Origin of the sequence: Microcystis panniformis FACHB-1757 (assembly GCF_001264245.1) — a bacterium.
GTDB lineage: Bacteria > Cyanobacteriota > Cyanobacteriia > Cyanobacteriales > Microcystaceae > Microcystis > Microcystis panniformis.
This window is the reverse complement of the sequence record NZ_CP011339.1, coordinates 1,971,742-1,991,483: the sequence shown is the minus strand read 5'-3', so window position 1 is coordinate 1,991,483 and position 19,742 is coordinate 1,971,742. Positions and strand designations below refer to the sequence as shown.

13 protein-coding genes, 1 other RNA gene and 2 pseudogenes are annotated in these 19,742 nt (G+C 43.9%); 8 read left to right on the top strand and 8 right to left on the bottom strand.

The features are described 5' to 3' along the window. Positions 1-116: 116 nt before the first annotated feature. Together VL20_RS09620 and VL20_RS09615 are read left to right on the top strand one after the other, a co-directional pair. Positions 117-410 (top strand): hypothetical protein, encoded by a 294-nt coding sequence (locus VL20_RS09620; RefSeq protein ID WP_052276359.1) that lies wholly within the window; start codon positions 117-119, stop codon positions 408-410. Positions 411-497: 87 nt separating this feature from the next. Continuing rightward, positions 498-1,568, top strand: a complete 1,071-nt coding sequence (locus tag VL20_RS09615; protein WP_052276358.1) for a WD40 repeat domain-containing protein — start codon at positions 498-500, stop codon at positions 1,566-1,568. 16 nt (positions 1,569-1,584) lie between these two features. Here the strand turns inward: VL20_RS09615 and rnc are convergent, their stop codons facing one another. Both rnc and rnpB read right to left on the bottom strand, forming a co-directional pair. After that, positions 1,585-2,289: a ribonuclease III gene (gene rnc, locus VL20_RS09610; protein ID WP_002748582.1), complete on the bottom strand. Its 705-nt coding sequence runs from the start codon at positions 2,287-2,289 to the stop codon at positions 1,585-1,587. A gap of 287 nt (positions 2,290-2,576) precedes the next feature. Further along, positions 2,577-3,074, bottom strand: an RNA gene (rnpB, locus tag VL20_RS26615) — RNase P RNA component class A. Positions 3,075-3,294: 220 nt separating this feature from the next. On the opposite strand from rnpB, the gene VL20_RS09605 reads away from it, so the two are divergent. Further along, the gene (locus VL20_RS09605) at positions 3,295-4,098 is read left to right on the top strand and encodes an alpha/beta fold hydrolase (RefSeq protein ID WP_284526164.1); all 804 of its coding nucleotides are present in this window, start codon (positions 3,295-3,297) and stop codon (positions 4,096-4,098) included. On the opposite strand, the gene VL20_RS09600 is transcribed toward VL20_RS09605, so the two are convergent. After that, complete coding sequence (locus tag VL20_RS09600; RefSeq protein WP_052276356.1) at positions 4,076-5,230, bottom strand: histidine kinase; 1,155 nt, start codon at positions 5,228-5,230, stop codon at positions 4,076-4,078. The genes VL20_RS09605 and VL20_RS09600 overlap by 23 nt on opposite strands. A 147-nt stretch (positions 5,231-5,377) precedes the next feature. Here VL20_RS09600 and VL20_RS09595 point away from each other — a divergent pair. Then, positions 5,378-6,965 (top strand): annotated as a pseudogene (locus VL20_RS09595) (glycoside hydrolase family 57 protein). A 75-nt stretch (positions 6,966-7,040) separates the two neighbouring features. Here the strand turns inward: VL20_RS09595 and VL20_RS09590 are convergent. The 3 genes from VL20_RS09590 to VL20_RS31685 form a co-directional block, all read right to left on the bottom strand. Continuing rightward, positions 7,041-8,084 carry an IS630 family transposase gene (locus tag VL20_RS09590; RefSeq protein ID WP_052276355.1) on the bottom strand — a complete coding sequence of 348 codons (1,044 nt, stop codon included), beginning with the start codon at positions 8,082-8,084 and terminating at the stop codon, positions 7,041-7,043. A gap of 349 nt (positions 8,085-8,433) precedes the next feature. Beyond that, positions 8,434-9,942 (bottom strand): serine/threonine protein kinase, encoded by a 1,509-nt coding sequence (locus VL20_RS09585; RefSeq protein WP_052276354.1) that lies wholly within the window; start codon positions 9,940-9,942, stop codon positions 8,434-8,436. A 15-nt stretch (positions 9,943-9,957) separates the two neighbouring features. Beyond that, positions 9,958-10,098 carry a hypothetical protein gene (locus tag VL20_RS31685; RefSeq protein WP_002772241.1) on the bottom strand — a complete coding sequence of 47 codons (141 nt, stop codon included), beginning with the start codon at positions 10,096-10,098 and terminating at the stop codon, positions 9,958-9,960. Between the two features lie 497 nt (positions 10,099-10,595). Between VL20_RS31685 and cruF the strand changes: the two are divergent. Further along, positions 10,596-11,509, top strand: a pseudogene (gene cruF, locus VL20_RS09580) (gamma-carotene 1'-hydroxylase CruF). A gap of 1 nt (position 11,510) precedes the next feature. Continuing rightward, on the top strand, positions 11,511-12,701 hold the full coding sequence (gene cruG, locus VL20_RS09575; protein ID WP_052276353.1) for a 2'-O-glycosyltransferase CruG: 1,191 nt from the start codon (positions 11,511-11,513) through the stop codon (positions 12,699-12,701). Positions 12,702-13,044: 343 nt separating this feature from the next. Here cruG and VL20_RS09570 read toward each other — a convergent pair whose 3' ends face one another. Together VL20_RS09570 and VL20_RS09565 are read right to left on the bottom strand one after the other, a co-directional pair. Beyond that, positions 13,045-14,049, bottom strand: coding sequence for a glycoside hydrolase family 10-like protein (locus VL20_RS09570; protein WP_052276352.1), 1,005 nt, complete (start codon positions 14,047-14,049; stop codon positions 13,045-13,047). Between the two features lie 316 nt (positions 14,050-14,365). Then, positions 14,366-14,800: a peroxiredoxin gene (locus VL20_RS09565; RefSeq protein WP_052276351.1), complete on the bottom strand. Its 435-nt coding sequence runs from the start codon at positions 14,798-14,800 to the stop codon at positions 14,366-14,368. A gap of 228 nt (positions 14,801-15,028) precedes the next feature. On the opposite strand from VL20_RS09565, the gene VL20_RS09560 reads away from it, so the two are divergent. Further along, the gene (locus tag VL20_RS09560; protein ID WP_052276350.1) at positions 15,029-16,825 is read left to right on the top strand and encodes an N-acetylmuramoyl-L-alanine amidase; all 1,797 of its coding nucleotides are present in this window, start codon (positions 15,029-15,031) and stop codon (positions 16,823-16,825) included. Positions 16,826-17,437: 612 nt separating this feature from the next. After that, positions 17,438-19,534, top strand: coding sequence for a phosphate acetyltransferase (gene pta / locus VL20_RS09555; RefSeq protein WP_052276349.1), 2,097 nt, complete (start codon positions 17,438-17,440; stop codon positions 19,532-19,534). The last annotated feature ends 208 nt before the right edge of the window (positions 19,535-19,742 follow it).

Below are 19,742 nucleotides of genomic sequence, written 5' to 3'. Positions count from 1 at the left end.
GGGGATCAAACCTAAAATCCATTTTTAATTTAATTATAACCAGCTACTTAACTTTACCTTTGTCCAACTATTTAGGATAAGCTGGAATTATCGAAACCGTAGAAATAATAGATAAAATGAGTAATCTCCTCTGGCCGCGTTTTCTCAAGAAAGCTTACCGTCAAGAACCAATAACTAGCTTTATCTTTACCGCAGCGGCAGTAGATGTCATCATCGGGGTTGTAGGACAAAGATGGACACTGCTATCTTTAGGGGCAACGATTATGGCGATCGCTATCTTCGCCCGATGGCAACAGAGCCAAAAAACCGAGCCAATCAACCAAGAAGAAGCAGCGAGATACTATTTACCGCCCCAATCGGGTCAAGTAGCTTTACCAACCCTGAAAAACGAAAAAAATCGACCTTCCTAGCTCAAAAATCCCACCTTGCTTGGCAATCAATCCCCTCAAAGGCTAGAATCTATAGCACGGTTCATTTGTTAATATTCAACTAAATTTATGAAATTCCGATTTACGGGTGCGGAGAAACTTGTCGGGGCAATTGTGGTCAGTGTCTTAACCACGCTGACAATTGGGCAACATCAGCTTACTCAGGCCCAAAGTCCCATTGCCCCCGCTCGACCCGCGGCTGAAAGTGGCGAAAAAACCCCAGAAACTATCCTAGTAGAAGGTTTAGGCAGACTTACCCTCGCTAAAACCTTAGAAGGGCAACAATCCACCCCTAATGCTGTGATTTTCAGCCCCGATAACCAATTAGTTCTCGCTGGTGGTAGTGATACGGACCCTCTCCTGAGAATTTGGTCGGTAAAAACAGGAGAAAAAGTCTCCCAAACTCGCGCCCAAAGAACCAGCGTCAAAGCTTTAGCCATTAGTCCCAACGAAAGATTATTAGTTAGTAGCGGTTTAGATGGTTCTATTAATTTTTGGAATCTGGTGGAAGGCAAGTATTTAGGAATTGCCCTCGAACACGGTAATACTGTCCTCGCCCTTACGGTTACTCCCGATGGTAAAACGTTAATTAGTGGTGGTTTGGAAGGAATTCGCCTCTGGACAGTGCAACCTCCCCGCCGTCCCCTCTATCGTTTAAATTGGGTGGGTAATTTTGTTTATTCCCTAGGGATGAAATCCGATGGTGTCACCCTTGCTAGTGGTCATGAAAACGGTGAGGTAAATTTTTGGGACATCCGCGAGGGCAAATTTTTGTCGAAATTTTCCGCCCATCCCCAAGCGGTTAGCAAGCTTTTATACACTCCCGACGGCAAAAATTTAATTACGGGTAGTTTAGACCGCACGATTAAAATCTGGGATACGAGCAATAATAAGTTATTATTTACTCTCATCGGTCATACAGCCCGAATTCGCTCCCTGGCACTCCATCCTAACGGACAAATTCTCGCTAGTGCCAGTAATGACGGTGTGCGTTTATGGGATGTGACGACGGGTAAACAATTGGCCTGGTTTGATAATAATTCCGACTGGGTGGAATCTCTAGCTTTTAGTCCCGATGGGCAGTATTTGGCTAGTGGTAATTATGATTTTAAAATTCGCCTCTGGCAATTCGTCCGTTAGGCAAAAATGCCCCCATTTAGCCTTTAACCACTTCTAGAAAAGCCGATTTCGCCGCTGCCTGTTCCGCTGCTTTTTTGCTTCTGCCAGTTCCCACTCCTAATTTTTGCTCATTTAACCACACTTCCGCACAAAAACGCTCTTGATCTAAACCATTGATTTCTTTAACTAAATATTGCGGCAGTTTTTTGTATTTTGCTTGTGTCCACTCCTGCAAGGCATCCTTATAATTCTGTCGGGCCGGATCTCGACGAATTTCGGCCGCTTTTTCCCGCAGTGGTTCATCTAACCAAGAACGCACTAAAATCATTGTCTGTGTACTAAGATATAAAGCTCCCAAAACTGCCTCAAAAGCGTCTGCTAGTCGAGAAATTCGCCCTGCCCGATCAATACTCGTACTACTTGATACCAACAAATAACGCTCGAAACCGTAGCGATCCGCAAATTCCGCCAGAGTGCGATCGCTAACCATCATCGATCGCAGGGCGGCAAATTCTCCCACGAGCGCCTCCGGATAGGTTTCTAACAATACCTCCGCCGCCACGAGTCTTACCACAGAATCGCCTACAAATTCCAATTGTTCATAATTCTTATCACGGGAAACACTGGGATGAGTTAGAGCTAAATCCAATAAATCCCACCTGACGGGGACATCAGCTGATAAACCCAGCTTTTCCACTAGGGTTTTTAATTGTTTTTGGCGACGGGGATCACTTAAGGACATGGGAGCGGGAATTATAAATTATGAATTATAAATTATGAATTATGAAGTGGGGAGATTTTTTTCAATGATCAGTAAAAAGTAAAAAGTAAAAAGTAAAAAGTAAACAGTAAACAGTGAAATGGTAACAAAGGCCGAATCTAAAACCTAATTTGTTAAGCTAAAAGCTTTGATGTACTTAGTTTCCACCCTTCTTTTTAGGTAGGAGATTTGCCAGATTCTTTTTTGGAGCCTTTGCCTTTTGCGTTCAGAAGCTGATAACTGATAACTGAATACTGATTACTGATAAAGGAGAGAGTCAGACATAAGCCGAATTCTGTATTTCCCAACAGCAGTAAAATTGCTTTTACCTTTGTTGGAATAGAGGTTATCTATCTGGGATAATTGTTACCAATTACCTCAAGCGGTTCCTAAAAACGGGACAGGAAAAAGACCAACCTTTGTCCCTCCACCTTGCTCCCCACCGGGGTTTACCGAGCCAGTACCTCTCGATACTGCTGGTGCGCTCTTACCGCACCTTTGCACCCTTACCCCCAATCAGTTATCAGTGATCAGTTATCAGTTATCAGTGGAAAGTTATTAGTTATCAGTAAATTTACTTTCGTTACTGTTTACTGGACGGCTACGCCGTGCCTTTGGCAACACTGAAAAAGGGGGCGGTATTTTTCTGTGGCACTATCCTCACGCTCACGCGCACTGGACGTTATCCAGCAAGTGTGGTCTTTCGGGAGTTCGGACTTTCCTCGGAATCATTGATCAAATGACCCCGCAACCTCTAGACCAACTCTCTCCTATTCTCTAGTTTGACATACCAGAGACTCGATCGCTCATATATCCCAGTCAATAATCAGTGATCAGTAAACAGTGAACAGTGAAAAGACAGCAGGAAACTGCTATTTAATACTGCTCGCTTAATACATACTGCTCACTTAAAACTCAAATCTGATAACTGATAACTGATAACTGATAACTGATAACTGCTCCATGTCGATCGCTCTCAACGTTAAGATCAAAGGTAATGGCTATCCGATCCTCTGTCTGCACGGTCATCCCGGTTCGGCAGCCAGTATGTCTGTATTTACCGATCATTTTTGCCAACGCTGGCAAACCCTGGCCCCGGATCTGCGCGGCTACGGGAAAAGTCGTTATCGCCCGGATTTTCAGCTAGAAGAACATCTAGAGGATTTAATCGGGCTGCTCGATCGCCAAAAAATCCAGCAATGTTTAATTCTCGGTTGGTCTTTGGGGGGTATAATCGCTCTGGAATTAGTATTGCGGCATCCCGAGCGCTTTCCTGGTTTAATTCTCGTGGCCTCGGCTGCGCGGCCTTGGGGTAGTCATCCTCCTGTCAGCACTACAGATCTGATCTTGACGGGGATAGCGGCAATTCTCAATCAGATCAAACCGGGATGGCGTTGGAATATTGATACTTTTGCTCGTCGTTCCCTGTTTCAGTACCTTTTTTCACAACATAAAACGATATCCTATCAATATCTCGCTCAAGATGCTGTTCCCGCCTACTTAGGCACTTCTCCAGCTGCTAATCGCGCTTTAAATCGGGCTTTAAAAAAAGGTAACAATTGTTTAAAATCTCTTGACAAAATCACAATTCCCTGCTTAGTTCTGGCGGGGGCAAATGATCGCCATATTACCAGTGCTTCGAGCCAAGAAACGGCCGAAAAACTAAAACTGTCTCAGTGGAAATGTTACCCGGATACAGCCCATTTGTTCTCCTGGGAAATCCCCGACCTAGTTTTAGGGGACATTGATAATTGGTTAGCGGAGCATTTTAGCGATAAACTGGCAGAGTGAAGTGAAAACTACTGCCGTGGTCGGGGACACTATCCACCCAAATTTGACCGTAGTGGGCGCGAATAATCTTGCGACAGACCGATAAACCGATGCCATAACCTTCTTTCCCCTCATCCCGTTTCAGACGCACATGACCTTCAAAAATATGCTCTTGTTTTTCTTCGGGAATGCCGGGGCCGGTATCACTGATGCTCACTTGTACTTTTTGAGTAGTACGATGAAGGACAGAAAGGGTAATTGCGCCGCCGGGGGGGGTATATTTGATCCCATTCTCCAGGAGATTAATAATCACCTGTCGGATTAACTCCTCATCAGCATAGACGGGGGGCAAATCTTGGGGGATATCGCTTTGGAGAATTAAAGTCTTTTCCTGAAAAGTATCAGTAAATTGAGACAAAATTTCCTGACAAAGAGCTTGCAGATAAAATTTACTCTGGTGGAGAGTGAATTGCGCCGCCATGCTCTTAGAAGCTTGTAGAATATCTGTGATCAAACGGTTCATAATCCGGAACTGTTTGCGGGCCTGTTGGTGCAGTTGTTCTCGTAATTGCAGACTGCGCTCCGTATCTGGTTGATGATAGGCTAATTCGAGGGTTTCCACGGCGATGGAAGCGGCGGTGAGAGGACTGCGTAAATCGTGGGCTAACATAGCCAAAATTTGGTCTTTAAATTTTAATTGTTCTAATAATTCTTCCTTTTCCTGTTTAAGACGAAAAACCTCATCGGCGATGCGGATGAGTTCGCCCGAATGTTCCATCTCTTGACGTTGTCCATCCTCAGCGTGATGATTTTTGACCTCCTCTTTAATCGCTTTTTGCCAGCGTACCAACCATTTTTTAAACTGTTCCACTAGATTACTGCCCGCGAGGGTATGACGGGGGCCGGGGGCAATTTTGACCAAGGCAGGGGTAGCTACAAGGCGAAAATGTTCGACTAAATGAGGCTGCTGGCGAATTTCGATGATCTGTAGGTCAATTGGGTAATCAGACTTTAAAGACTGGAGATAGGACTGAATTTGACGGATAATTTCTTGAGAACTGGGACGGTCATCAACAAATAGCAAAAGTTGAATCGAGAGAGGCGTTGTCGTCTCTCTTCCTAAAGCAGTCAGTGGCTCGTTAGATGGGAGCATCGGAAAATTAGTAAACCTAGGGATTGACGAGATCGATCGACGATCGATCGACTTTTATCATATTCTTTATTGTAGAAGCTTAAGATAGTATAAAATCTACTCAACCTAATCTTAAAGTTTTATTCCTTAATTCTAAGAAGAAATCCTATGGCTTTTGGCTATGTTGCCCTAGTTCTCCACGCTCATCTCCCTTTCGTCCGCCATCCCGAAAGCGATTACGTCCTCGAAGAAGAATGGTTATACGAAGCAATCACAGAAACCTACATCCCTCTGCTGCAAGTTTTTGAAGGTCTCAAGCGGGACGGTATCGATTTTAAAATGACCATGAGCATGACTCCGCCTTTGGTGTCGATGCTGCGGGATCCGTTACTGCAAGAGCGCTATGAAGAACACTTAGGTAAGTTAGAAGAATTAATTGCTAAAGAAATCGACCATAATCAACATAATGGCCATATTCGCTACTTAGCCGAATATTACGCTGAATCCTTCCAAAGTATCCGACAAACTTGGGAAAAATACGATCGGGATCTGGTCAAGGCATTTAAACAATTCCTCGACAGTAATAACCTAGAAATTATCACCTGTGGTGCGACCCATGGTTATATGCCCCTGATGAAAATGTACCCGCAAGCGGTGTGGGCGCAAATTGAGGTGGCCTGTCAACACTACGAAGAAAATTTCGGTCGTCGTCCCAAGGGCATTTGGTTGCCGGAATGTGCCTACTACGAAGGGGTAGAAAGAATGTTAGCCGATGCGGGCATTCGTTATTTCCTCGTCGATGGCCACGGTATTCTCTACGGTCGTCCGCGTCCCCGTTACGGCAGTTACGCGCCCATTTTCACAGAAACTGGGGTGGCTGCTTTCGGTCGTGACCACGAATCTTCTCAACAGGTTTGGTCTTCCCAAGTCGGTTATCCGGGGGATATAGTTTATCGGGATTCTATAAAGATTTGGGCTGGGAAGCGGAATACGAGTATATTAAGCCCTATATCATGCCCAACGGTCAACGCAAGAATATAGGCATTAAGTACCACAAAATTACTAGCCGGGACGGTGGTTTATCGGAAAAAGGGCTTTATGACCCTACTGGGCCAAAGAAAAAGCCGCCGAACACGCGGGCAATTTTATGTATAATCGCGAGCGGCAAGTGGAGAGTTTAGCGGGAATTATGGGCCGTCCTCCCCTGGTTGTTTCTCCCTACGATGCCGAGCTATTCGGTCACTGGTGGTATGAGGGACCCTGGTTTATTGATTTTCTGTTCCGCAAGTCTTGGTATGACCAAAATATCTACCAAATGACCCATTTAGCCGATTATCTCCGGTCTAACCCCCATCAGCAGGTCTGTCGTCCTTCCCAATCCAGTTGGGGTTATAAGGGTTTCCATGAATACTGGCTAAATGAAACCAACGCTTGGATCTATCCTCACCTGCACAAAGGCACGGAACGGATGATTGAATTAAGTCATCATGAAGCGGAGGATGAATTACAGGAACGGGCTTTAAATCAGGCGGCCCGGGAGTTATTATTAGCACAATCTTCTGACTGGGCGTTTATTATGCGAACCGGTACGATGGTTCCCTACGCTGTCCGGCGCACTCGTTCCCACCTGCTGCGGTTAAATAAAATCTATGAAGATGTGAAATCGGAGAAGATTGACTCTGGTTGGTTGGAAAAAGTCGAGGAAATCGATAATATTTTCCCCAATATTGATTATCGCGTCTATCGACCTCTGTAATCTTTGTTAGAGATTAATAAAAATTTTGGTGCGTTACAAGCTGTAGCGCACCTTGTTGCTTTCTGATTCTATACTTTAGACGTTCATAATCTGAGATTTATTAAACTTCTGAAATCGTAGAGTCAGCAAGGAATCCAGTTCTTTTTTATGTTTCAGATGGGCATCATTCAGACATTCATAAATAGCTGAAGAAAAGTCAGAAAAGTTCTCATAATATTTACCATATAAACATTTCTTTTTGACCAATTTCCACAGCCTTTCAATTAAATTTAGATTAGGTGAATAAGACGGCAGATAGAGCAGCTCTATTGACAAAGAAAGAGCCAATTCTTCAACAATTTTACATTTTTGATAGCGGGCATTATCTAAGACTAGAGTGATGGGAATCATTAGTCCTAAAGCAGCTATTTTTGACCGGAGTTCACAGACTTGAGTTGCCGTAATATAAGTTTCATATGTTACCAGAATAACTTCATGAGTTATTGCATTTAATGCTCCTAAAACATTGAAGCGTTTACGCCCGCTCGGTGACTTAACAAAAAGTCTCTCAAAACACCAAACAAAACCGAGAAATGCTCCCATGACGAAGTGAGCGGCATCAACAAAAAAAACAGCCCTTTTTCCTTCTTTTGCCTCATTTAGTCTGGGTTCTAGCTTTTTTTCTTTGTAGTCCTCTTGTTCATCTGGGTCAGCTTTAGAAGGAAGAGAACCTACTTTTAAACATTTCATTCCCATTGATTTTAAAAATTTTCTCACTTGGGTAGGACTTCGTTTTATTCCCGTCAATTCTTCTATCCTATATACAGCTTCATTTATTGTGGCTGGTGGATTTTTCTCGAAGTATTTTTTGAGGGTTTCTTTTTGAAACTCTAATTGACTTTTAGGGCGATAGAAGTTGATTTCTTTTAATTTTTCTATTCCGCCTTCTTGATAATCGCGAAGATAGGTTAATAAGGTATTTGGCGAGATCCCTGCTAACTGACAAATTTTTTGGTGCGGTATCTTTTGGCTTTTTAACCAGAGAACTTCCATCTTCAGTTGAACCCGGGGATGGGGATGATGAAATCTTTCATAATACAGTGAGTTCTTTTCTTCTTCCGTGAATTCTAGGTTAATCATGTTTTTAATGAGTGCTTTGCTTCTAATTATGACTCTTAAACTATATTATTGTCCTTGAGTAAAAAATGCAAGTTGTAGCCGTGCAAAGTATATCCGTGCCAATTAATTCGGCGTTGCTGATTTTAAGGATGAATTATTCTCTAGGCCATTCTTAAAACTTGGGACTAAGTTAACTTGTAGATACGATGCACAATTAGCATTCAGATATTGATGGCTGCAACGCCGATTTTATTATTTAGTGCAAATGTATTATTGGCTACAGCTGATTGAACGTTCGGTCAAGTGCCGAACAGCGATTATTTTTGGATCGTAACCGATAGCGTCAACCTCCGTTCTGCCCCCTGATTTTTTAGGGCTGCCCGGCCAGTTCCGACTCTAATTTGGCTAGAATCTGGGGTTTAAGTTGATCGAGTTTCTGTTTTAGCATCCGCTTGCTAATTTGCGGGCTGCCACCTTGGCCCGATTGACCATCGGTCAGCCATTGCTGCAAAATTTGGCATTGATTGGCGGGAATATTAACGGTGATCACATTTTCACAGATGTTGCTGCCTTCGAGGGGGAAAAATAAAATCCAGTATTGACCGGCTTCGGCGAGGGTTTTGGTCATTTTTTGACCTTGAGGGGTTTTTAAGTCCAAATAACAAGGCAACCAGCGGGGGCCCCATTGACGATGATAGAGGACAGTAATCCAGAGAATCATCGGGTGAGGTGTGGGTAAAAAGAGGAATTGATTATAACGGACACTAGCAACCCGGACGGCGATATCTTCTCGATCCAACATTACCCATAAACCGGGAAAAACGCCGTCAGCAGCCTGGAGACAGCGTGAGAAGACAATTTTTTGGCGCGGTTTATCCTCGGGCCAACTGGACTTGACACAGATATCCCTCGCATTAGCAGCAGAAACAATGGTTTGATTTAAATCACGAGGGGTTTTGATTTTGCGGGTGTAATCGTCGGTTTTTTTGACGATTTCATTTTTGACTAGGGGTTCAAGTCGTTCGAGACGTTGTAGTATATCTGTAACACTTGACGGGCGATCGCTGGGTGCTTTGGCCAAGCAGCGCAGGATTAACTGTTCTAATTCTGGCGGTAATTGCAAGCTAGAATGAAAGGAACGGGGTTCGGCGTAGTGGTGAACCTCATACCAACTGCCAAAGGAGGGATTATCGGGAAAAATGGGCGTTTCTCCCGTGATCATCTCGTACATCATAATCCCAAAACTGTAGATATCGGAACGATGATCGAGTTCTTTACCTTCCATCTGTTCTGGGGAACAATAGGCTAAGGTTCCCATAAACGATTGGGTTTGGGATTCTCCCGATTGGATGAGTTTAGCGATGCCAAAATCGAGAATTTTCACCAATTCCCCTAATCCTGAGTCCTGAATCACGATAATATTGCTTGGTTTGATGTCCCGGTGAATAATCGGACAGATCTCCCCTTGGAAGATAATACCCTTATGGGCGCATTCCAGGCCGAAACAAATCTGACGGGTGAGATTGAGAAAGCGCGGGAGGGGCAGCGGCTGATGTTTGATGATTTCACTCATGCTCTCCCCCGGCAAAAATTCCATGACGTAGAAGGGGACTTCCTTGTCATCTACACCATAATCACGAACCTTAACAACATGAATACTTTTTTCGCCTAAAAGTGCCGAAATAGTCGCCTCTCGCTCGAAGCGCTCACGCATTCTTTGGTTGAGGAGAGTTTGCGAGAGGAATTTGACGGCGACGGTTACGCCACCTAAGAGTTTATCTTCTGCTCGATATACTTGTCCCATGGCACCGCTACCGATCAACTCGACCAGTTGGTATCGATTGGCAAGTAAACTCCGATGTCTGGATTCTGCCGACATAGCTAGGCCACTGTGTTAATTATAGTGAGTCTGGTGGAGAGAGTTTTGGTTCTTCGTTACTTGGTCTGGTTCGAGCAGGGGGCATAAATCGACTAAATCCTTATCTGGCAAGAGACTTAATTGATTAGCTCGTTCTAGATCGAAAACAATTGGCAAAAATCGCAGCCATGTCTTTCTATATAAGGGTTTTATCCCTTATAACCCCGTCCATTACATAACACAAACCGAAGAACCTTTTTTTCGGGCTAAAAGCATCATTTTTAACATATATTTATTTTCAGGCATTTTTAGTCATTGCCCCTTGCATAATTAATTTTTGGGGGTTGAAAAAATGAAAAAACTAAGTATAGAGTACCACAAAATCTCTAAATAGACAATTTGATTGATTATTATTCGTTCTTGATTCTCCTGACTTGAAAGAGGGTGTGGGGTGTGGGGTGTGGGGTGTAGGGTGTGGGGAAGGAAACCTCTTTCATCTGTGGGGGTGAAAATTTTTTCATCGGGACTGCCTAGGGACTCCTAAACCACCACTACAGGAAACTCCCTAACCCCTGTAAAACTTTTTTGCCGAAAGTGACCGATCTGGGTAATAATTCTTTAATAAAGATTTGTAAACTTGAAAATGATTATCCTTTCGCAGCGCTAGAGATTTAATGAGACGACTAATTGCGATCGAAAAAGCTCTGCTCATCGGTCATATTGTATCGATGGCTTTTGGACTAGCGGGATTGTTGCTAGTTCTGCCCCATCCCGAATTTGTGGCCAATTTACCGGATTTTGGCAAAACCTTCTTTGCTTGGTCAATGGCCGGGGGGGTGTGGTGTATATGGTGTTAGGAATGGCAGCGGTGGCTGTTTATGCCTATCGGACTCTAGGAGTGTGGCACTGGTTAGGATTCATGGTTCCCGCTATCAGTTTATCCCTTTGTAGCGAACTATTAGGAACCAGTACCGGCTTTCCTTTCGGTCATTATCGTTATCTTTCGGGCCTAGGTTACAAAATTGCGGGTTTAGTACCCTTTACTATCCCCCTATCTTGGTTTTATCTCGGTTTTAGTGCCTATATTATCGCTCGTGTTGGTTTATCCACTCTTGCTATACCCCAGTGGCTACAAAATCTAGGAGCGATCGCTATCGGGGCGGTATTATTAACTTCATGGGATTTTGTCCTAGATCCGGCCATGAGTCAAACTACCATCCCCTTCTGGATTTGGGAACAACCGGGGGCTTTTTTTGGGATGCCCTATGAAAATTTTGCCGGTTGGTTTGGCACGGGTTGTGTTTTTATGACGGTGGCCACTTTAATCTGGCAAGCGCAACCGGTGAAACTGCCAAGTCAAGATTTAACCCTGCCTTTTGTCATGTATTTGGGTAATTTTGGCTTTGCGACGGTCATGAGTATGGGTGCCGGTATTTATCCGCCGATTTTCTTAGGATTACTCACCGGTATTCTGCCTTTAACACTCCTCTATAATCGCGCCAAGACTGTTGCTTCCGGGCAAACAGTGGCAACCAGCGAAGTAACAACCCTAAAAATCCCCGTTGTTTCGGTGAGAGGAGCCAAATAAGTTGTTAACTGAGATAATTCTCGGTGCATTCTGCCTGGGGCTACTGCTGTCTCAGGCTGTTGCCTTTTTTATCCTTCTTTCCCGTCTGCTAAAAGGGGCGCGTCGTCGTCCTCCCCTGACTCCCCAACCCCCCACCCCGGAGATGTTAGGGACAGTAAGCGTGATTGTGCCGACGTTAAACGAAGTGGCCAGGATTGACGGTTGTTTAAGGGGATTGAGTCAACAGAGTTACGAAGTGCGAGAAATTCTGATTGTCGATAGCAATTCCCAAGATGGTACGCGGGAAAAAGTCAAGGAGATAGCGGCAAAAGACCCCCGCTTTCGCTTGAAAACCGATGATCCTTTGCCTCCTGATTGGGTAGGTCGTCCCTGGGCGTTACACAATGGTTTTTTGTTTAGTTCTCCTGAAAGTGACTGGATTTTGGGCATTGATGCCGATACCCAACCCCAAGCAAATTTAGTCGCTAGTTTGGTCAAAGCTGCGATCGCAGAAGGTTATGACTTAGTTTCCCTGTCGCCGCAATTTATCCTCTCCTATCCGGGAGAATGGTGGTTACAGCCGGCTTTATTGATGACTTTGCTCTATCGCTTTGATGCGGCCGGAGTGCGCGGGCAAGATCCCCAACGAGTCATGGCCAATGGTCAATGTTTTCTCTGCCGGCGGTCAGTTTTAGCGGCTTTAGACGGTTATAGCGGGGCAAAAGGTTCTTTTTGCGATGATGTCACCCTCGCCCGTCTAGCGGCAACGAAAGGCTATCGGGTGGGATTTCTCGATGGGGCGAAGTTGATTCGCGTGCGGATGTACGAAGGACTCAGGGAAACTTGGCGCGAATGGGGCAGATCTCTTGACCTCAAAGATGCCTCCTATCAGGGGCAATTATGGGGCGATTTAGCCTTATTAGCTCTTACTCAGGGATTACCGATAATTATCACCCCTTTACTGCTCACAGCTTTGTTTTTTGGCTACAATTTCCTGAGTTTAAAAATTGTCTTGACTTTAAACCTGCTGCTGTTATTGATTCGTTTTGCCCTTTTATTGGCTGTTTCTCCTAGCTACTATCGGGGCGAAAAAGTCAATCTATCTTCAGGATTATTTTGGCTATCTCCCCTAGCGGATCCGCTGGCAGTTATCCGCATTTTTATCTCTGCTTTTACCCGTCCCCAAAGTTGGCGCGGTCGAGTGTATCAGTGAATTGGAAAATAAACATTGGGTGTATGAGGCTCCTCTAACGGTAGATTGATTCATGAATCAATCTACTATGAGAGCAAAAACCTGTACTCCCCTACTCCCTAGCTTACCTCATAAGCCATTAAGAGTAGCAAAAAAAAGAATTAGATTTGGAGAATGAATCAGCCCCAGTATTAAGGGGGAATTGGCACCCTCCTTATCAAGGGGGGCAGGGTAGGGTTGATTCATGAATCAACCCTACTATGAATCAACCCTAGAAGGCAGGGGGAGATCGAAGGCAAAATCTATCTTCTATGTAATTAGAACCACTTACTTAGAACAGCCTTAATTATACTAGCCTTTTCACTTAAAACCGGGGAATATGATTAAAAAGATGACGCATGACCACAAATTCCCAAGAAAATAACGAATAGCCATAACCCTGACGCTCCACCGTCCTCACCTGAGCTTGTAAACCCTTTAAGGAAAAATCAGGATTCCAACCCGCATATAAACCCACCCCCACTGGCACATACCTGGAAGCTGTCGCCAGTCCCGATCCCGAAAGACTTGCCGCCACCTGATTGGGAGTTTTCCGATAGATCTGTAAGACCACCTCATCCACAATCCCTTGACGCACCCAAGCCAACCAATTTTGATTATATTTATTCACCGCAAAAGAGTGAGGATTAGGCGAAAGACTCACCACCAACTTGGGATTAATCGCCTTGACATGATCATGTAACTTGCGAGTTAAATTCGTTAAAGCCTGACTTTTATTACCAAAAACACGCGGAACTGCCCAATGATCATCTAACTGAATCCCCGCCAAATCTTTTTCTTTTAAAATATCCTCCATATTGCCCAAAAGATAGGCTTGTACCTGCGGATTCGCCGGATCTAACCAGACATTGGTTTCCACCACCGTCTTCCCTGCGGGCGTTTTTAATAGCCAATCCGGATGCTTTTTGGCAATGGGATCATTAGGGGATAACATCAAACCATACTCAAACCAAGCATAGGGCTTCAAACCCTGCCGTAAAGACTCCTTAACCGCCGCTCTCCAAGGATTGCTCAACGGCGGCACAAACAACCAATTCGTCGGACGTTGGGAAGTCGGATAAAGCGTTCCCCTAAACCCATAAACACTAAAATACACCCGGTCATAACCCGATCGCGAAAGATGATTTAACACCTCGTCTAAGGACGTAGTGTGATGTAACAATATCGTGCCAATATTGGTTAACCAAACCCCCTTCATCTGCTCATTTTCCACTGCCTTTCGGGGAGCCGCTCGGTGAGTAACCAACAACAAAAAAGCCACTCCAACAACAATCCCAAACCTCTTTAGGTACTTGCTAAACTTAACCATGATTGCCGATTAATCCCACCAAGATATTTGATAATAGTATTAAGTAGGGAGGCCAAATTATTTGTAGGATGGGTTAGCGGTAGCGTAACCCATGCAGGCGTTGGGTTTCATGCTTCAACCCAACCTACGTTCATCTTATATTTAATTCCACCCACCCACTTATTTTAGTCCGATTTTTAATATTCAGTTCATCATCAGCAGGCCCTATTTAGTCATACTAAATCCGGTTATTAAAAACTGATTATCAGTGAACTAAAAAATAGATACCTGGTGTATTAGGCTCCCCTAACACACCCAGAAAAGATTTTAGGGAAAATTAACCGACTACGCAGAGAATATCCGATGCGTGACTAGCGGTATTCACTTTGTCATCCACATGGCTAATTTTGCCTTCTCCATCGATGATATAGGTGACGCGCTTAGAATAGCCACCCCCATCGACGTCATAAGCTTTGGTGATAGCACCATCGGTATCTACGAGCAATTGGAAGGGTAAACCGTATTTTTCTTTAAATTTTGCATGGGAACCTTGGTCATCCATGCTCACCCCGAAGACTACTATTTCCTTGTCTTGGTATTGTTGGTAGTTATCCCGGAAACTTTGCGCTTGCTTGGTGCAGCCGGGGGTATCATCTTTGGGATAGAAGTATAAAACTACGACTTTACCTTGAAAATCCGACAGGGAAACGGTTTTTCCAGTATCGTCGGTGGTGGTAAAGTTCGGTGCGATTGTTCCAACGGTTAAAGCCATAACTCCGATTCCTTTACAAAAGTTAATCTATATCGATCATAAAGGATTAGGGTCAAAAACAGGGAGAGGGGTGATGGGGTGATGGGGTGATGGGGTGATGGGGAGAAGAAGTCAGAGCATTTGTACTAAATTTCCTGATCAGTTTAAATGTAGTACAGATGAGAAGACTAACAACAAACCTCTAGAATTTGTTTTAGGATAATATTTGTCAGCTAAGAGGGGGATAATATGGGGCCATTCTGGTTAAAAGTGAGAACTTTTGGGCAAAATATCTTAATTGGTTGGGGTTTAGTGCTATTAATCGGTTTTTATCACAGTATCAGCGCTAAATCTACCTCATTAATGATTGTTTATCCTCCCGATAATCATCAAACCACGGCCGCTAGAATCTTTTTTATTGGCTCTGCTCCTCCATCGGGTCAAGTTTTGCTCAATAATCAACCGATTCAACGCAGTGCTAAAGGATATTTTGCCCCTAGTTTTCCCCTAGAAGTTGGCGAAAATAATTTCACTATTCGCTATCAAAACCAAACTATTAATCGTCAAATAATTCGTCGAGATACTCAAGCAGTTATTCCCCAAGGATTAGCTTTTGCTGATAACTCTCTCAGTCCTTCTGTCCATAGGACGAGGTTAGTGGGGGAATGGATTTGTTTTAGTGCGATTGCCACTCCCCAAGCTCAGGTTTCTGTGCAGTTAGGAGATAAAATTCTGCCTCTTTTACCCCAAACTCAAACCACAAAACTGCCTAGTAATGCCGCAGTTTTAACTAATCTTAATCAAGCGAATTCCGAGGATAAAACTGGTTACTATCGAGGTTGTCAGCAGTTTAAGCAAGAGGCTAACTTAGGAAAACCTATTTTTACAGCACAATTAAATAATCGATCGATTAGTCAACAAGGTCAAGGAGAAATTAATATTATTAGCGATCAAAATTTACCAGTGATTGAAATTATAGCTGCCCAAGGGGTAGCGCGCACGGGACCGGGTAGTGATTATTCCCGTTTAACTCCTTTACCCCAAGGTACGAAAGCGAGAGTCACTGGGAAAGAAGGGGATTGGTTACGGTTAGATTATGGTGGTTGGATTTTAGAGCAAGAAACCCGTTTAATAGTTAATGAGGTCTTAGATAATGCTAATATTCGCGGTCTCTCTTCTCGAAGTATCAATCAAGCAACAGAAATTATTTTTCCCCTCTCCCATCCTGTACCGATCGCCGTGGCACAAGAGGATGATAAATTTATTTTGACCCTTTATAATACCATTGCCCAAACCGATACAATTTTTCTAGTGGATAATCCCTTGGTCAGACGTTTAGATTGGCGACAAATCAACCCGACTACGATAGAATACACTTTTAATCTTAACCAAAAACAACAGTGGGGTTATAGTCTTCGTTACCAGGGGACAAATTTAATCTTAACCCTGCGTCATCCCCCGGAAAAAAGTGATAATTTACAGGGCAAAGTTATTTTATTAGATCCCGGACACGGAGGTAAAGAAACTGGCGCTGTCGGTCCGACGGGTTACACAGAAAAAGAGATTAATTTGCTTATGTCTAAATTAATTAAACAGGAGTTAGAAAAATTGGGAGCAACAGTTTATTTAACCAGAGAAACTGACATAGACTTATCTTTACCGGCACGAGTAGAGATGATTAATAATCTGCAACCAACCCTAGCAATATCAGTTCACTATAATGCTTTACCTGATGATGGAGATGCCTTAAATACTCAAGGAATTGGCATATTTTGGTATCATCCCCAAGCAGCGGATTTATCAGTTTTTCTCCACGATTATTTAACCAAAAATCTTAACCGTCCTTCCTATGGAGTATTTTGGAATAATTTAGCTTTAACTCGTCCCTATAGTAGTCCTTCATTGTTATTAGAGTTAGGATTTATGAGTAATCCTCAAGAATTTGAATGGATTACCGATACTCAGGCACAAAAACAATTAGCGCAAGTTTTAGCCGCCGGAATTAGCCAATGGTTTCAACAATCTGGGGTAATTGCTTCCAGTTAAAATTTAATGGCAATCCGAGGGAGATAAGCTTAAGTAGCTGGTTATAATTAAATTAAAAATGGATTTTAGGTTCGATCCCCCCTGCCCCCCTTAATAAGGGGGGTGCCGATAGGCGGGGGGATCCCCCCTGCCCCCCTTGATAAGGGGGGTGTCTGACAACTTTTAACGCCTACCTACTTAAATCTTTATGAAAAACCAAGCCCTAGCTGGAAAGCCGGTGATAGGATTTTCTGGAGTCTTTATTGTAATCTGAGGAAATTAAATCAAGTCGATGGAAAAAATGTTACCAGTGAACAGCAATCGGACAAAATAACTGCTAGATTACAAGGTATAGTCGATCACTCTCTAGTAGATATTTAAACAGCGATCGCTCTGGGACAAAAATCTCTGGATTAGCCAACAAATAAAGATAGTTTACTGAAAATTTGCCAACAATTCACGCCCTTATAGACAACTTGATCGCTGCCCCCCTTATTAAGGGGGGATTAAGGGGGGATCAAGGGGGGATCAAGGGGGGATTAAGGGGGATTAAGGGGGGATCAAAACCACCTCAAGGTTGAGGTAGCCCAATTAAATCCCACCCTCGTTATTCGTTATTATTCTTCTCTACCCATGACTAACTCTTTATATATCAGCACGACGGCAACGGGAAGCGGTAAAGCGTTAGTAGCTTTAGGAATTATTGACTTAATTCTCCGCAAAACTAATAAAGTTGCTTTTTTCCAGCCAATTGTTCTCGACTGTTCCCAAGGTCATCGGGACGAAGACATTGACTTAATCCTCAATTATTTTAAATTAGAACAAACCTACGAAGAGGCCTTCGGTTTATGTTACGACGAAGTGAAGGAGTTATTGGTACAACAAAAATTTGATGAAATCATCGGAAAAATTATCAAAAAGTTTAAAAACTTAGAAAACAAATATGATTTTATCCTCTGTGAAGGTTCCGATTATCTGCAAGAAAATTCCGCCTTTGAATTTGAACTAAATACAGAAATCGCCAAAAATCTCGGCCATCCCATCTTAATATTAGGTAATGCCTACCAGCGCAGTATCGAAGATGCCCTTAGTCCGATCCTGATTTCCTGCGACACCTACCAAGATAAAGGTTGTAAGGTGATTGGGATTATTATCAATCAAGCTGAAGAGGAAAAAATAGAGGAATTACGGAAAACCCTAACTAAAATTTTTCCCCCCCAAGAATATGCCCTAGGAGTGATTCCCCATAATGCCAAACTTAGCAGCCCGCGAGTGGCAGAAATCGCCCAACAATTACAGGCAAAAGTTCTCTACGGACAGCAAAGATTAGATAGTTTAGCTAGTAACTTTCTGGTGGTGGCCATGCAGATGCAAAATGCCCTAGAGCGGTTAAAAGAAGATAGCTTAATTATCACCCCTTGGGATCGCGGCGATGTGATTATCGGGATGTTACAGGCCCACCAATCGGCCAATTATCCCCAATTAGCTGGTATAGTCTTAACAGCAGGTCATAACCTCAATCCTTCGATCGCCCGTTTAATTGACGGTTTGCCCGATCCCTTACCGATTCTCTCCGTCACCACCGATACCTACACCACGGCCGAACACATCCACGATGTGCGAACCACCCTGACCTCGACGGACTACGATAAAATTAACCTCAGTCTGCAGCTTTTTCACAGTAACATCAATCTCGATCGCCTAGAAGCGCAAATTCGCACTTTGCGGACCCAGGGGATTACCCCGAAGATGTTCACCTATAATCTCGTACAACAGGCCAAAGCGCAAAAACGTCACATTGTTTTGGCCGAAGGGACTGAACCGCGCATCCTCCAGGCAGCCACAGTTTTAATCGAACAGGATATCGTCGATTTAACCCTCTTGGGACAACCGGACGAGATTGCAATGGTGATTAAAAAACATGGTATCACTCTCGATCTCGATCGCCTGCAAATTATTGACCCCGTGGCTAGTCCCCATTTTGAAAGCTATGTGCAGACCCTCTACGAAGCGAGAAAAGCCAAGGGAATGAATCTCGATATGGCCCGGGATTATGCACAGGATGTCTCCTATTTTGGCACTTTAATGGTGTATCAGGGCGATGCTGATGGTATGGTATCGGGGGCGGTGCATACCACTCAACACACGATTCGGCCTGCACTCCAGATTATCAAAACTAAGCCCGATTGTGCGATCGTCTCCTCGGTCTTTTTTATGTGTCTAGAGGATCGAGTCTTGGTTTATGGGGATTGTGCGGTCAATCCCGACCCCAGTGCCGAGGAATTAGCCGAAATCGCCCTATCTTCCGCCGAAACCGCCCAAAAATTCGGAATTGAACCGCGAATCGCCCTGCTTTCCTATTCTTCGGGTCAATCGGGCCAGGGAGAAGACGTGGAAAAAGTACGACAAGCGACCAAAATCGCCAGGGAAAAACGCCCCGATTGGAAGCTAGAAGGGCCGATTCAGTACGATGCGGCCGTGGATAGGGAAGTAGCCGCCCAAAAAATGCCGGGGTCAGAGGTGGCGGGCCAAGCAACGGTGTTTATTTTTCCTGACCTGAATACAGGGAATAATACTTATAAAGCCGTACAGCGGGAAACAAAAGCTTTAGCGATTGGTCCAATCCTACAGGGATTAAAAAAACCCGTCAATGATCTCAGTCGCGGTTGTACCGTTCCCGATATTATCAATACGGTGGTAATCACAGCCATTCAATCCCAATCTTTTTGAGTTATCAGTTAGAAAACGGGTTTCTCAAAAAAACCCTTTTTCTGGAATATGCTTATACCATTTCTCTAAATGAAAACTACACATCGAATTTAAGTCACCCTTTTTAAGGGGGATTTAGGGGGATTAAACTTCTGTAGTCAGACTTTGGAGAATTGGTATTATTTCCTCCCGACCGGGCCAGAGCGGGAATCAAAACTATCTCAATGGA